This is a genomic window from Aquabacterium soli (genome assembly GCF_003933735.1).
Lineage (GTDB): Bacteria > Pseudomonadota > Gammaproteobacteria > Burkholderiales > Burkholderiaceae_C > Aquabacterium > Aquabacterium soli.
Map to the genome: position 1 here is coordinate 275,394 of NZ_RSED01000001.1, position 13,406 is coordinate 288,799.

10 protein-coding genes are annotated in these 13,406 nt (G+C 68.7%); 6 read left to right on the forward strand and 4 right to left on the reverse strand.

Annotated features, from left to right (window positions below; all coding sequences use genetic code 11):
* Positions 1-10: 10 nt before the first annotated feature.
* Both EIP75_RS01110 and EIP75_RS01115 read right to left on the reverse strand, forming a co-directional pair.
* Positions 11-1,186, reverse strand: a complete 1,176-nt coding sequence (locus EIP75_RS01110; protein ID WP_125241365.1) for an amidase — start codon at positions 1,184-1,186, stop codon at positions 11-13.
* Positions 1,183-1,983, reverse strand: a complete 801-nt coding sequence (locus EIP75_RS01115) for a cysteine hydrolase family protein (protein ID WP_125241366.1) — start codon at positions 1,981-1,983, stop codon at positions 1,183-1,185. The genes EIP75_RS01110 and EIP75_RS01115 overlap by 4 nt, the downstream gene beginning before the upstream one ends.
* Positions 1,984-2,257: 274 nt before the next feature.
* Between EIP75_RS01115 and EIP75_RS01120 the strand changes: the two genes are divergently transcribed.
* Genes EIP75_RS01120 through EIP75_RS01140 form a run of 5 tightly spaced genes read left to right on the forward strand, consistent with a single transcriptional unit; the run spans position 2,258 to position 7,803 of the window.
* A complete protein-coding gene (locus tag EIP75_RS01120; RefSeq protein WP_125241367.1) occupies positions 2,258-3,247 on the forward strand; it encodes a BMP family protein in 990 nt (329 codons plus the stop codon).
* Positions 3,248-3,252: 5 nt separating this feature from the next.
* A complete protein-coding gene (locus EIP75_RS01125) occupies positions 3,253-4,872 on the forward strand; it encodes an ABC transporter ATP-binding protein (protein ID WP_125241368.1) in 1,620 nt (539 codons plus the stop codon).
* On the forward strand, positions 4,869-5,969 hold the full coding sequence (locus EIP75_RS01130; protein ID WP_125241369.1) for an ABC transporter permease: 1,101 nt from the start codon (positions 4,869-4,871) through the stop codon (positions 5,967-5,969). The genes EIP75_RS01125 and EIP75_RS01130 overlap by 4 nt, the downstream gene beginning before the upstream one ends.
* A gap of 20 nt (positions 5,970-5,989) precedes the next feature.
* A complete protein-coding gene (locus EIP75_RS01135) occupies positions 5,990-6,907 on the forward strand; it encodes an ABC transporter permease (protein WP_125241585.1) in 918 nt (305 codons plus the stop codon).
* Positions 6,908-6,918: 11 nt separating this feature from the next.
* On the forward strand, positions 6,919-7,803 hold the full coding sequence (locus EIP75_RS01140) for a polysaccharide deacetylase family protein (RefSeq protein ID WP_233584617.1): 885 nt from the start codon (positions 6,919-6,921) through the stop codon (positions 7,801-7,803).
* Between the two features lie 10 nt (positions 7,804-7,813).
* On the opposite strand, the gene EIP75_RS01145 is transcribed toward EIP75_RS01140, so the two are convergent.
* The gene (locus tag EIP75_RS01145; protein ID WP_125241587.1) at positions 7,814-9,691 is read right to left on the reverse strand and encodes a B12-binding domain-containing radical SAM protein; all 1,878 of its coding nucleotides are present in this window, start codon (positions 9,689-9,691) and stop codon (positions 7,814-7,816) included.
* A gap of 218 nt (positions 9,692-9,909) precedes the next feature.
* On the opposite strand from EIP75_RS01145, the gene EIP75_RS01150 reads away from it, so the two are divergent.
* Positions 9,910-10,593 carry a LysE family transporter gene (locus tag EIP75_RS01150; RefSeq protein WP_125241370.1) on the forward strand — a complete coding sequence of 228 codons (684 nt, stop codon included), beginning with the start codon at positions 9,910-9,912 and terminating at the stop codon, positions 10,591-10,593.
* Here the strand turns inward: EIP75_RS01150 and EIP75_RS01155 are convergent.
* Complete coding sequence (locus EIP75_RS01155) at positions 10,587-13,403, reverse strand: ATP-binding protein (protein WP_125241371.1); 2,817 nt, start codon at positions 13,401-13,403, stop codon at positions 10,587-10,589. The two genes, EIP75_RS01150 and EIP75_RS01155, sit on opposite strands and share 7 nt — an antisense overlap.
* Between the last annotated feature and the right edge of the window lie 3 nt (positions 13,404-13,406).

The following is a 13,406-nucleotide window of genomic DNA, read 5'->3' on the forward strand; positions in this document are numbered from 1 at the left end:
CGGGTTCTTCTCATGAGGAGGTCAGGCGCAATGCCAGGTCCAGCAGTGGCAGGTCGGTGCCGGGCGCCCCGATCAGCGACAGGCCGAGGGGCGTTCCGTCATCCAGCGTGCCCAGGGGCAGGGTGATCTGCGGCAGGCCGGCATGCCCGGCCAGGGCGCACAGCGCCAGGGTGCGTTGGTAGAAATCGCCGCGGTGTGCATCACTGGCACCGCGCCGCAGCGGGGCCATGGGCGAGGTCGGCAGCACCCACACCTGCGGTGTGCGCGCCATCAGGGCGTGCAGGCGGTGGCCTTGCTGCGTGCGCCAGGCGGTCCAGCGGGCGATCTCGTCATCGCCCAGGGAAAAGATGCTGTCAAAGCGTGGTGCGATGGCCGATCCGAAGCGGGGCTGCGCGGTCTTGATCCAGGGCCCCAGGTGCGTGCGGATCTCTGCGGCCTGCAGCACCTGGTAGGCGCGCAGCCAGTCGGCCATCGGGGCCCCGAAGACATCGGCATGTGCCGTGGCTCCCAGGCGCCGGGCGATGGGCTGCAAGGTGTCGCGCACCTCGGCATCTGCCAGCGCCCAGGCTTCATCGAGCATCACCAGCGGCGCGGCATCTGGCGCGCAGGCGTTCGTGCCGCCCAGCAGCACCTGGCCAGCCCGGCGCAGCGTGTCCGCGTCGCGCGTGAGCCATCCCACCGTGTCGAACGAGGGCGCGAAGGGCACGACACCCGCCAGTGACACGCGCCCATGGGTGGGCCGCATGCCGAACAGGCCGCAGAAGGATGCGGGGATGCGCACCGATCCGCCGGTGTCCGTGCCCAGCGCGATGTCGGCGAGGCCGCCCGCCACGGCCGAGGCCGAGCCGCTGGACGAGCCACCCGGCAGCCGATCGGGCGCACGCGGGTTCAGCGGTGTGCCGTGGTGCGCGTTCTCGCCTTCCAGGCTGAAGGCCAGTTCATCGGTGATGGTCTTGCCCACCAGCGTGGCACCCGCGGCCAGGCAGGCGGCCACGGCCGGGCTGTGGCTCAGCGCCGGCGTCTGGGCGGCGGCCCAGTCAGGATTGCCGCCCCGGGTGATCTCGCCCCGCACATCGATCAGGTCCTTCACGGCCAGGCGCAGGCCATCGAGCACGCCACGGCCGGTGGGCGGGTGCTCCCGGCGCGGGCCGGGTACGAAGGCGCCCAGGGCATCGCTGTGGGTCATGCGCCTGCCTTCAGGGCTTGCAGCACCTGGCCTGAGCCGGTCACGAAGCCAAAGCACTTCTTGACGTTCCAGATCGTCGCCTCGGTGCAGAAGGCGGGTGACGATGTCGCGCAGCAGTCCTCCAGCATCACGCAGCCATAGCCCAGGAAATTGGCGTCCGTCAGCGAATGCAGCACGCACTGGTCGGTGTTCACGCCCGCGAACAGGATCGTGCGCACACCCAGGTTGCGCAGGATGCTGTCCAGCGGCGTGTCCCAGAAGCCGCTGATGCGGTACTTGTCGACGCTGATGTCGCCGGGCAGGGGCTTGAGTTCGTCGACCACGGCAGCGGCCCACGAGTCCTTCTCGAGCACATTGCCGCGCCCGCCGGGCAAGGGGTCGCCCAGGCCTGTGCCATGGCCCTGCGGCTTGTACAGGTGGATCTGGTTGGGCGGCATGTTGGCCAGGTCGGGCCGGTTGCCCCAGTTCACCCAGATCACGGGCACCTTCGCATCGCGCAACGCCGGCAAGAGCTTGCGCAAGGGCTCGATGGGCGTGCGGTCGCTCTGGTAGTCGCCGCCGATGTGGTCCACCCAGCCGTCCTTCGTGCAGAAATCGTTCTGCATGTCGATCACGATGATGGCCGTGCGCTCCAGGTCGACCACCAGGTTCTGCGGCGCGGCCTGCAGTGGCAAGGGGCGTGGCGGCGGCGGGGGCATGGCCATGTCCACGGTGCCCGGCGTGGCGCGCCAGTGGTATTGCCGGGACACGCCCAGGGCGCCGCCTTCGGGCGTTTCGGGGTTGGGAACAGCGGTCATCGCACTTCTCCTGTCATCACCAGAACTCGGGGCCGGGTGCACGTTCGCGGTGCCTGGTGCTTCATCGTGGGTCGCGCCGCACCAGATCGGGCGGTGCGGCGGATCGCGCGGTGCGCAGCGGGACCATCGGCCGGGAAGCGGCTTTTCATGGGGCCTGGCGGGCGATACGAGGGTGAAACAGCGTGTGGCATCGTTATTGCAACCGGTGACGTCGCCGAATGTAGTAACTGATTAATTACATCGCGGCGAACAGATCTAAGCGAAAGGAATGCCAATGTCTTCTTCCCTCACTCGCCGGACGTTCGCGGTTTGCGCCGTGGTCGCCGCGCTGTCTTCTGCAGCCACCCTGCTGGCCACCCCAGCCCAGGCCGCCGATGCCACGCGCATCGGCATCCTGATCCCCGGCTCCAAGTCGGACAAGGGCTGGATGGAATCTGGCTACGACGGCCTGGTGGCCGCGCAGAAGGCGCACGGCGACAAGATCAAGGTGCAGATGATCGAGAACATCAACTACGCCGACATGGAACAGGCGCTGACCAACCTGGCCAGCAAGAACCAGCTGGTGATCGGCGTGGGCGGGCAGACGCAGGCCGCGGTGATGAAGATCGCCAAGCGCTTTCCCAAGACCAAGTTCTCCATCGTGGGTGGCAACAAGGGCGACAGCCTGCCCAACGTGGCCGGCTACGACGTCAAGCAGGCCGAGATCGCCTTCGTGGCCGGCGCCGCCGCCGCGATGCTCAGCAAGAACGGCGCGGTGAGCTACGTGGGCGGCATGGAGATCCCTTCCATCGTCAACGCCGGCAAGGAGTTCGGCAAGGGTGCGGCCTACATCAACCCCAAGATCAAGTACGTCGAGAACTACACGGGTGATTTCGACGACGTGGCCAAGTCGAAGGAGGCCACGCTGGCCGCCATCGCGCAGGGCGCCGATGTGCACTATCACATCCTGAACCTGGGCCTGCGTGGCATGGAGCAGGCGGCCAAGGAGAAGGGCACCAAGATCATCGGCAGCTACACCGACCGCTGCGGTAGCGACCCACTGTACGTGGCCTACAGCATCACCGGCGTGGGCTACCAGGTGGAATACGCCATCAAGGAAGTGGTGAGCGGCAGCTGGAAGGCCGGCTACAAGCCCTTCGGCCTGGCCATGGGCGCCAAGGCTTCGGACATGCTGATCTGCGGCGGCACCGCGGCCCAGAAGACCAAGCTCGAAGAGATCAAGAAGGACATCCTCAGCGGCAAGATCAAAGTGCTGGAAGGTTGATCGGCATGAGCGTGTGGCCTGCCGCCGTCGAGCCTGACAGCGCGACGCCTTCGTCTGCGCCGGCCAGCGCAGGGGCGCTGCTCTGCCTGCAAGGCATGGGCAAGCGCTTCGGCGCCTTCCGGGCGCTGGGCGATGTCTCGCTGGCCATCGCGCCCGGTGAGATCCACTGCCTGCTGGGCGAAAACGGGGCGGGCAAGTCCACGCTGTGCAACCTGATCTTCGGCGTCTACCAGCCTGACGAAGGCGTGATGACGTTCGATGGTCAGCCCTACAAGCCCACGGGCCCGGCCGATGCGCTGGCACGCCACGTGGCCATGGTGCACCAGCACTTCAGCCTGGTGCCCGACCTGAGCGTGGTGGACAACCTGCTGCTGGGCCAGTCGCGTGGGGTGCTCAAGCGCGGCGAGTGCGCAGATCGCATCGCGGATCTGTCGCGCCGCTTCGGGCTGGCGCTGGATCCGCGTGCGCGCATCCAGGATTTGTCGGTGGGCGAACGCCAGCGGGTGGAGATCGTCAAGTGCCTGATGCGCGATCCGCGCCTGCTGGTGCTGGACGAGCCCACCGCCGTGCTGCTGCCCGACGAGATCGCTGCGCTGCTGGGCGTGTGCCGCCGTGTGGCGGATGAAGGCTGCGGCGTGATGCTGGTGACGCACAAGCTGGCCGAGATCCGCCAGGTGGCCGAGCGGGCCACGGTGCTGCGCGGTGGCCGTGTGGCCGCGAGGTCCGAGCAACCGGGGCAGGAGCTGGACGAACTGGTGCGCGCGATGATCCAGCGAGATCTGGCCGACACGTCCGCCACGCCTGAAAGCCGAGCTGCGAGCGCCAGGCCCATGGCCAGCGTGCCCGGCGTCGATGCCATCCGCACCGGCCGCGTGCCCGAACCCGCGCTGATGGCCGATGGCCTGAGCGTGGTCGATGCGGATGGGGTCAAGCGCCTGGACCGCTTCACCCTCATCGTGCGCCCTGGCGAAACCGTGGCCGTGGCTGGCGTCGAGGGCAACGGTCAGAGCGAGCTGGCGGCGGTGCTGTCGGGCATGCGCCCGGCCACCGAGGGCCGCTTCTTCATCAACGGCCAGGAGATGACGGGCCGCGCCCCGCGCGAGATCACGCGCGCTGGCGCCGGCATCGTGCCCGAAGACCGCCATGCCGTGGGCTGCATCACGGGCCTGCCCGTGGCCGAGAACCTGTTCCTGGACCGCCTGCAGCGCTTCAGGCGGTGGGGCCTGCTGGACCGCCGCGCCATGCGCGAGCAGGCGCTCGAACTGATGCAACGCTTCGACGTTCGCGCCGCCAGCCCCGACGTGGGCTTTGGCGGCTTGTCCGGCGGCAACCAGCAGAAGGCCGTGCTGGCGCGTGAGCTCACGCTCGATGGTCTGCGCTTTCTGCTCGCCGCACAACCGACGCGCGGGCTCGATGTGGGCGCGGTGCAAGCCGTCTACGGTCACATCCAGCAAGCCTGCGACAAAGGCGTGGGCGTGCTGCTGATTTCTTCAGAACTGGACGAACTCATCCGCGTGGCCGACCGCGTGGTGGTGCTGTACCGGGGCCGCGTGATGGGCGAATGCCCGGCCGAGCCCGCGCAGCGCGACCGCATCGGTGCCTGGATGGCGGGACACGAGGCATGAACACATTGACGCTTCCATCAAGCCAGCCAAGGTGGCTGCAGGCGCTGACCGCCCGGCCTGCGCTGTGGGTGTCGCTGGCGGCCGTGATCGGCTCCTTGCTGGTGGGCCTGCTGCTGGTGCGCCTGCTGGGCGTGCCGGTCGTGGATGCTGCCCTGGCTTTTGCCGATGGCGCCTGGGGCTCCCCCTATGCCTTCGCGGCCTCCGTCAACCGCAGCCTGGTGTTCGCGCTGGTAGGCATCGGCTTCGTGCTGGCCCAGCGCGCCAACCTGACCAATGTGGGTGGCGAGGGGCAGATCGCGGTGGGCGGCATCGCGGCCACGGCCGTGGCGCTGTACGGCCATGTGCAGGATCTGCCGATGGGCCTGGGTTTCGTGCTGCCCATGCTGGCCGCCGCGCTGGCCGGTGGCCTGTGGGGCGCATTGGCCGGCGTGCTCAAGGCCAAGGCGGGCACCAACGAGGTGATCGCCACCTTGCTGCTGTCCTTCATCGCGGTGTGGATGGTCTATGGCAGCGTGCAATCCGAAGCGCTGCTGCGCCAGCCCATGACGCACTCCAACACCCTGCCCGAATCGCTGGAGGTCCCCGAGGCGACCAGGCTGCCATTGCTCACGGGCGACTACAGCATGCCCTTGCACCTGGGCCTGCCCATCGGACTGGTGCTGGCCGTGGTGGTGGCCCTGGTGCTGAACAAGACGGTGCTGGGCCTGCACCTGCGGGCCGTGGGCCTGAACCCTGTGGCCGCGCGCCGTGCCGGCATCGCGGTGGGCAGCACGGTGGTGGGCGCGCTGTTCGCGGCCGGCGTGTTCGGCGGCCTGGCCGGCGCCTGCATGCTGCAGGGTGAGCAGTACTCGCTCAAGGCCGGCTTCTCATCGGGCTTTGGCTTCGATGGCCTGGTGGTGGGGCTGCTGGCGCGCGGCTCGGTCACCGGGGTGATCGCGGGCTCTCTGCTGTTCGGCTTCCTGCGCTCGGGCGGCATCAACATGGAGATGGTGGCCGGCGTGCCCACGGCCCTGGTCGTCGTGATCCAGGGGCTGATCATCGTGGTGCTGGCCGGCGCGGCCCTGGCCATGGACCGCCACAAGGAGACCGAACGATGATCGACGGCATGGCATCGGGAATGGGCTGGGAGATGGCCGCCGTGTTCGCCGGCTCCACGGTCCGGCTGGCGGCGCCGCTGCTGCTGTCGGCCACGGGGGAGCTGGTCAGCGAACGTGCCGGCGTGCTCAACATGAGCGTGGAGGGGATGATGCTCACGGGCGCCTTCGCGGGCGCGGTGGGCTCATGGGCGACCGGATCGCCCGCGATGGGCCTGCTGATCGGCGTGCTGGCCGTGCTGCCCGTGGCGCTGCTGCAGGCGGTGCTGAGCATCACCTTGCGCGCCAACCAGATCGTCACGGGCGTGGGCATCAACATCCTGGTGCTCGGCGCGACCACGCTGGCCTACCGCGAGATCTTCGGCGGCCGCTCGCGCACCGAGATCCCGGGCCTGGCCAAATGGGCACCGCCCGGTCTGGCCGACATCCCCTTGCTGGGCGAGCATGTGTTCCACCAGACCTGGCTGCTGTACGCAGGCCTGGTCATCGTGGCCTTGATCGCCTGGATGATGCGCCATACCGCGGTGGGCCTGGCCCTGCACGCGGCCGGCGCCGCACCCAAGGCGGTCGACAAATCGGGCCTGTCGGTCACGGCCATCCGCTACGGTGCGGTCATGCTCACGGGGGTGATGTCGGCGCTGGCCGGCTGCTTCCTGTCCATCGGCGACATCCACACCTTCACCGAAGGCATGACCAATGGCGCGGGCTACCTGGCCATCGCCGCCGTGATCTTCGGCAACTGGCGCATCGGCCGCATGCTGGGCGCCTGCCTGCTGTTCGGCGCGGCCACGGCGCTGCAGTTCCAGTTGCCGGCCTTTGGCATCCACGTGCCCAGCGCCTTGCTGATCATGCTGCCCTACCTGCTGGCCCTGCTGGCCGTGGGTGGGCTGGTGGGGCGGCAGACCGCGCCGGCCTACCTGACGCAAGCCTACGTTCGATAAGGATTGACACCGTGCCCGCGCACCGCCCCCTCGTCTCGCACCAGCGCTTCGACTACGACCCCATCCACCAGCGCGCCCTGAAGGCCTGGCCCGGCGGCAGGCGCCTGGCCGTCTACCTGGGCTTCAACCTGGAGCACTTCGCTTTTGGCGAGGGCCTGGGTGCGCGCCTGGCGCCGGCCGCGCAAGGCGGCCCGGACGTGCTGAACTACGCCTGGCGCGAGTACGGCAACCGCGTGGGCGCCTGGCGTTGCCTGGAGCTGTTCGAGCAGCTCAAGCTGCCCGCCGGCGTGATCCTCAACACCGCGCTGTACGACCATTGCCCGGAGCTGGTCGCCGCCTTCGCCAAGCGTGGCGATGAGCTGATCGGCCATGGCCACACCAACGCCGAATCGCAAGGCGGCATGCCGCCGGAGGATGAGTTCGCGCTGATCGAATCCTGCACACGCCGCATCGAGCTCGAGTCCGGCCAGCGCCCCACAGGGTGGCTATCCCCCTGGATCGCCGAAAGCGCCGCCACGCCCGATCTGTTGGCCCGCGCCGGCTACCGCTACACGCTCAACTGGTGCCACGACGACCAGCCCACGGTGATGCGCACCGCGCATGGCGACCTGTGCGCCGTGCCTTACCCGCAAGAGCTCAACGACATCCCGATGATCGTGGCGCGCCAGATGACGGGGCCGGATTTCGCCGACATGATCGTGGACCAGTTCGACGAGATGCTGGAACAGTCAACCCAGCAGCCCTTGGTGATGGGCATCGCGCTGCACCCTTACCTGGTGGGCCAGCCGCACCGGCTGCGCCACCTGCGCCGCGCGCTCACGCACATCGTGCAGGCCGGGCAGCAGGATGTGTGGTGGACCACGCCAGGCCGCATCTGCGAAGCCGCATCGGCCTGAGCCCAGGGCATCAGGGCTGCGCCAGGGCCTTTGCGATCTTGTTGCGCCCCACCGTGGGCTTGGGCACGCGCACATCGAACCACCCGCGCACATCGGAATCCACCCCGATACCGTGCATGAAGTTGTAGATGGCCTTCTTCAGGCCCTGGCCCAGGCGCTCATGGTCGGTGCCGGTCGGATCGATGAAGGCCACGTCGTTGCGCGCGAAGCCGCCATCGGGCAGAGGCTGCAGCGTCACGCCATAGGCGTCAGGATCCATCCCCACGGGCGAATGCACCGTGCATGCGAAGCGGTGGAAGAACCCCGACTGGATGCAGCCGTTCTCGAACAGCTGGCGCACGTACTCGAGCGCATCGACCGTGTCCTGCGCCGTCTGCGTGGGAAAGCCATACATCAGGTAGGCGTGCACCAGGATGCCGGCGTCGGTGAAGGCACGGGTCACACGCGCCACCTGCTCCACCGACACGCCCTTCTTCATCAACTGCAGCAGGCGGTCGCTGGCCACCTCCAGCCCGCCGCTGATGGCGATGCAGCCGCTGTCGGCCAGCAGTTGGCACAGCTCGGGCGTGAATGATTTTTCGAAGCGCACATTGCCCCACCACGAGATGCCCAGCTGGCGCTGGATCAGCTCGTGCGCCAGGGCCTTGAGCACCTTGGGGGGCGCGGCCTCGTCCACGAAGTGAAAGCCTGTCTGGCCTGTCTCTTTCACGATGGCCTCGATGCGATCGGCCAGCACCGTGGCCGAGGCCGCCTCATAGCGTGAGATGTAGTCCAGGCTCACATCGCAGAAGCTGCATTTCTTCCAGTAGCAGCCATGCGCGATGGTCAGCTTGTTCCAGCGCCCGTCGGACCAGAGCCGGTTCATGGGGTTGAGCATGTCCAGCAGCGACAGGTAATCGTGCAGGGGCAGGCCGTCCCAGGTGGGTGTGCCCACGTGCTCGAAGGGCACGTCGGGCTCGGGGTGCCGCACACAGCGCACGGTGCCGCTGCCGTTGTCGTTGCCATCACGCACGAAGGTGCGCACCAGCTCGTCGCGAGAGCGGTGGCCGCCCAGGTGCTCCAGCAGGGCCAGCAGCGGGCGCTCGCCCGCGTCCAGCGTCACGAAATCGACGACATCGAACACGCGTGGCTCGGCCAGCTCGCGCAACTCGGTGTTGACGAAGCCGCCCCCCAGCACCACGCGCACCTGCGGGTACTCGGCCTTGATGGTCTGGCCGATGCGCAGGGCCGCGTACACGCTGCCCGGGAAGGGCACGGACAGCAGTACCACGTCGGGTTGGTGGCGAAGCACGGCATCCCGCGTGAGGTCGGCCAGGGTCTGGTCGATCAGGTTGGGTGGTGCGGCCAATGCCTCGGCCAGCGGGTCGAAGCTGTGCTGGCTGGCGGCGATGGACTCGGCATAGCGCACGAACTCGAAGCGGCCGTCCACAGCCTGGCGCAGCACGTCGGCCAGGTCGTTGAGGTACAGCGTGGCCAGGTGCCGGGCTCGGTCCTGCAGGCCCAGGCTGCCGAAGGCCCAGGCCAGTGGGTCGCCGCTGTCGTCGTCGGGGTAGGCGTCCAGCGTGGCGAAGCGCGGGCCTTCGGGCAGGTAGGCGCGCGTGTTGATGCGGTGGGCCAGCGTGGAGTCGCGCCCTTGCAGAAAGGCGATCACGCGGTTGATGGTGGCCACGTAGCGCGCGTGCTCTTCGATGAAGATGTGCAGCGTGTCGCTGCGCTGGGCCTCGGGCACGGCGGTGGCGCACTCCAGCAGCTCGCACAGGCCTTGGCGTGAGAGCAGGCGCAGCACCAGCGCCAGGGCCAGGTCTTCCTGGAACGCCTGCACGCCGCGCGAACGCAGGAATCCGGTCAGGTAGGCCGTGGACGGGTAGGGCGTGTTCAGCTGCGTCATCGGCGGGATGAGCGAGAGCACGCGCAGGTGCTGGCCCGCACGCAGCTGGCCCGTGTCAGGAGCGGGGCTGGCGCCAGTGGCGATGGGCACGAAGCGGGGAGCGGTCACGGCGGGAGAACTGAACTGGAGAACTGCGGGATGCGGCAGAAAGGGCAGGGCGGTGCAGCCGCTATTGTCCGGCACCCGCGCCCGCCGTGTGCAGCCGTTACAGTGGCCCCATGGAACTGCATGTCTGGACAGCCTACCTGGTGGCCACCCTTTTGATCTCGATCTCACCGGGTTCGGGCGCCCTGCTCACGATGACGCACAGCATGGCCCGCGGGCCGCGCGGCGTGCTGCCGGGCGTGCTGGGCCTGCAGGTGGGTCTGGTGGCGATCATGCTGGTGTCGGGCTTCGGCCTGGGCGCGCTGCTGCTGGCCTCGGAGCAGGCTTTCCTGGTGCTCAAGTGGACGGGCGCGGCCTACCTGTTCTGGCTGGGCTTGAGCCAATGGCGCTCGGCATCGCGGGGTGCGCAGGCCGTTGACTCTGAGCCGCAGCCTGATCCGGTCTCGCACCACAGGCCGATACTGGGCGCCACAGCCGTGTCTGCCCACACCCCGGCCCGCGCCTGTTTCATGCAGGGCCTGCTCACCAACATCACCAACCCCAAGGGCATCGTCTTCATGGTCGCCGTGCTGCCCCAGTTCCTGGACCCGGCCCGGACGCTCGGCCCGCAGCTGCTGCTGATCGCGCTGACCAGCGTGGCGGTGGATTTCGTGGTGATGCGCTTCGGCTATGCCACGCTGGCCGCCGGGCTGCAACGGCTGATGCGCCGGCCCGGCGCTCAGCGCGTGCGTGATCGGCTGTTCGGCGGCGTGCTGATGGGCATGGGCGTGTCGCTGGTGTTCGTCAAGCGTCAGTAGACCTCGGCCGGGATGCGCCGCTGCAGCACGCCGATCGGCGGCGCCCAGCGCGAACCCTTGAGCTTCTTGGACGTCACCAGCGTGATGTCGGCCGGCTCGAACACCTCCACGTTGTGCGTGATCGGCGTGGTCAGCACGTACTGCGCGCGCGTGGAGCGCAGGAAGTGGCCGACCAGCTGGATGTTGCGCACGTCCAGGTGGGCGAAGGGCTCGTCGATGAACACGAAGCCGCCGGGGGTTTCGTCGTCCTTCATCAAGCCCACCAGCAGGATCAGCGACTTGATCACCTGCTGCCCGCCCGAGGCCTCGCCGTCGTTCAGGCCGATGCTGCCCTTGCCGTCGAAGTTGAAGTGCACCTTCAGCTCGGCCTGGCGCAGGCCGGTGTCGTCGCTGTCCAGGTGGGGCAGTTCGGCGTTCACTTCCACGCCGGCCAACTGGCCCAGCTCGATGATGTTCTTGCGGTAGCGGCGCACCGTCACCTTCAGCACGTCGGTGTAGCGCGCGCGGGCGTTGTCCACGGCGATGCCGGCGGCGGCGTTGCTGGCCTTGCGCTGGTTGAGCTCGTCTTCCTGGCGCAGCACGTTGGCGTTCATCAGCGTGAGCTGTTCGATCACCGTGCCGTCGGTTTCCCACTTGCCTTCATTGAGCTCGCGCTCCACGGCCTCGGCGCGCAGGCGAGCCTGGGTGGCGTTGCCATAGTGCGACTGCATCTCGGTGATGCGCTCGATGGAGCGCCAGTGGCGCGGCATCTGCAGCTTCACCTCGCGTGACATCACGGCCTGCGCGATCACGTCGTCGAAACGGGCCTGCCATTCGCGGTCGTGCGCCGCGCTGCGCTGCTCGATGTGGGCCAGCTTTTCCTGCGCCTGCCGGTAGGCGTGCTGGGCATTGGTCTGCTCGACCACGGCGCGCTTGAGCTGCGTCTCCAGCTGCTGCCAGCGCTCGCCCGCATCGGCGCGCGCCTGGCGCAGCACGGGCAGTTGCTGGCGGGCATCGGCGAACTCGGAGGCGCGTTCGGCCAGCTCGGCCGCGGCGGTGAAGCCTTGTGCGGCCTTGCGGGCATCCTGCAGCTGGCGCTCGAAGAAGGTCTGGTCGCGCACGATGCGCGTCATCTCGTCGTCGAGCTGGGCCAGGCGGTTCTCGATCGAGGTTCGGCGCGAGGCGATGGCCGAGGCGCCGAACTGGTGCTGGCTCGGGTCGACCCACACTGAACGGCCCCCGCGCGGGTCACGGTGGTAGGCATCGGGTGTGATCCATTCGCCGCCCACCTTCACGCCTTCGTCGGTGCCGGCCACGCGGCGGATGTTGCCCAGCTGGCGCAGCAGCCAGTGCGGCGCGGGGGCCGAGAACTTCAGCACGGCCAGCAGGCTGTTCTTGTCGGCGTTGTCCGGCGCGTGGTCGGCGTCGGCCACCACGTAGTGGCGGTAGCGCTCTTTCTCGGCCAGGGCCATGGCCTGGGCTTCCTGCCCGGCCCTGTCCAGCACCACCACCCAGCGGCTGCCGCGCAGCACGCCTTCGGCGGCGGCGCGCCACTTCTCGTCGGTGATCTCGATGATGTCGGCGATCAGGTGGTGGCCGATGCCCGCATCGCTCAGGGTGCGCGTGAAGCGCGTGACCTCGGGCGGGGGCGGGGCCAGGCGCTGGCCCTTGAGCGAATCCATCGCGCGCTGTGCTTCGTCGCGCTGGTCCTTCAGGCGCTGCCATTGGGCCGACAGCTGCTGCTTGCGCTCGCTCAGCTCCTGGATGCGCTGGGTGAGCTGCTGTTCGTCGCCCTCGACACCGCACAGGCCTTGCAGCTCATCGGCGCGCTTGACCAGCAGCTCCATCGGGCGCTCGGCGTCGCGCGCTTCTTCCTGCGTGCGGCGGGCGGTGCGCACCTGGGCTTCCAGTTGCTCGACCAGGGCGGCGCTGTCGGTCTGGTCCTGCAGGCGCTGCAGCAGATCGGCCTTGACCTGGCTCAGCTGCCGGCGGTCATCGACCGACTGGATGCGCTGGCGGTGCAGCTCGCGCAACTTGTTGGACAGGCTCTTGCGCGTCTCGACATTGCTCAGCACGGGCACGACCTCGGTGCCCAGCGTCTCGCGCTCCTGGCACTTCAGCTCCCACTGGCGGAAGTTGTTGACGCGGGCTTCCAGCTCGGCGCGCTGCGCCTTGCCGTGCACCAGCTCGCGCTCGGCCGTCTCCACCTCCTGCAGCAGCTGCTTCTGGTGGTTGCGGGCCTCGTCGTAGCGGTCCAGCACCTCCTGGTCGCCGAACACGTCGAACACCAGCTTGAGCAGCTCTTTCGGGCTGAACTCGCACAGGCGGTCGGTCTGGCCCTGCTCGAGCGCCAGCACCTTGGCGATGGCGCGCGACAGGCCGGCGCCCTCCAGGCGGCGGCGCCAGTTGTCGATGCCCAGCCAGTCGCGGTCACCGCGTTCGACCAGCTCTTCGATGCTGACATCGCCCTCGGTCATCAGATAGCGGCGTGTCCAGTCGCCGCCGTTGCGGTCGATGCGGCAGGCCAGTGTGACGGTGTCGCTGTACAGCAGGCATCGCGCGAAGGGCCGGTTCGACGATTGGCGGTTGCGCGGGCGGTTGTCCACCGTGGCGCGCAGCCAGGCGCTGTCGGCGTTGGCGTGGCGCGCATACGTTTTGTAGTTGCGGCCGCCCGAGCAGTCCAGGCCCAGCAGGGTGCGCATGGCGTCCAGCAGCGTGGTCTTGCCCGAGCCGTTGGGCCCGGCCACGGTGATGATGGCGCCGTCCAGCGGCAGGGTCAGGCGCTGGCAGTAGTCCCAGTGCAGCAGTTCGAGGCTTTGCAGGTGAAACATCGG

Excerpts from the sequence above, each read along its gene's own strand:
- EIP75_RS01110 (WP_125241365.1), bottom strand. The coding sequence starts at position 1,186 with ATGACCCACAGCGATGCCCTGGGCGCCTTCGTACCCGGCCCGCGCCGG.
- EIP75_RS01115 (WP_125241366.1), bottom strand. The coding sequence starts at position 1,983 with ATGACCGCTGTTCCCAACCCCGAAACGCCCGAAGGCGGCGCCCTGGGC.
- EIP75_RS01120 (WP_125241367.1), top strand. The coding sequence starts at position 2,258 with ATGTCTTCTTCCCTCACTCGCCGGACGTTCGCGGTTTGCGCCGTGGTC.
- EIP75_RS01125 (WP_125241368.1), top strand. The coding sequence starts at position 3,253 with ATGAGCGTGTGGCCTGCCGCCGTCGAGCCTGACAGCGCGACGCCTTCG.
- EIP75_RS01130 (WP_125241369.1), top strand. The coding sequence starts at position 4,869 with ATGAACACATTGACGCTTCCATCAAGCCAGCCAAGGTGGCTGCAGGCG.
- EIP75_RS01135 (WP_125241585.1), top strand. The coding sequence starts at position 5,990 with ATGGGCTGGGAGATGGCCGCCGTGTTCGCCGGCTCCACGGTCCGGCTG.
- EIP75_RS01145 (WP_125241587.1), bottom strand. The coding sequence starts at position 9,691 with ATGACGCAGCTGAACACGCCCTACCCGTCCACGGCCTACCTGACCGGA.
- EIP75_RS01150 (WP_125241370.1), top strand. The coding sequence starts at position 9,910 with ATGGAACTGCATGTCTGGACAGCCTACCTGGTGGCCACCCTTTTGATC.
- EIP75_RS01155 (WP_125241371.1), bottom strand. The coding sequence starts at position 13,403 with ATGTTTCACCTGCAAAGCCTCGAACTGCTGCACTGGGACTACTGCCAG.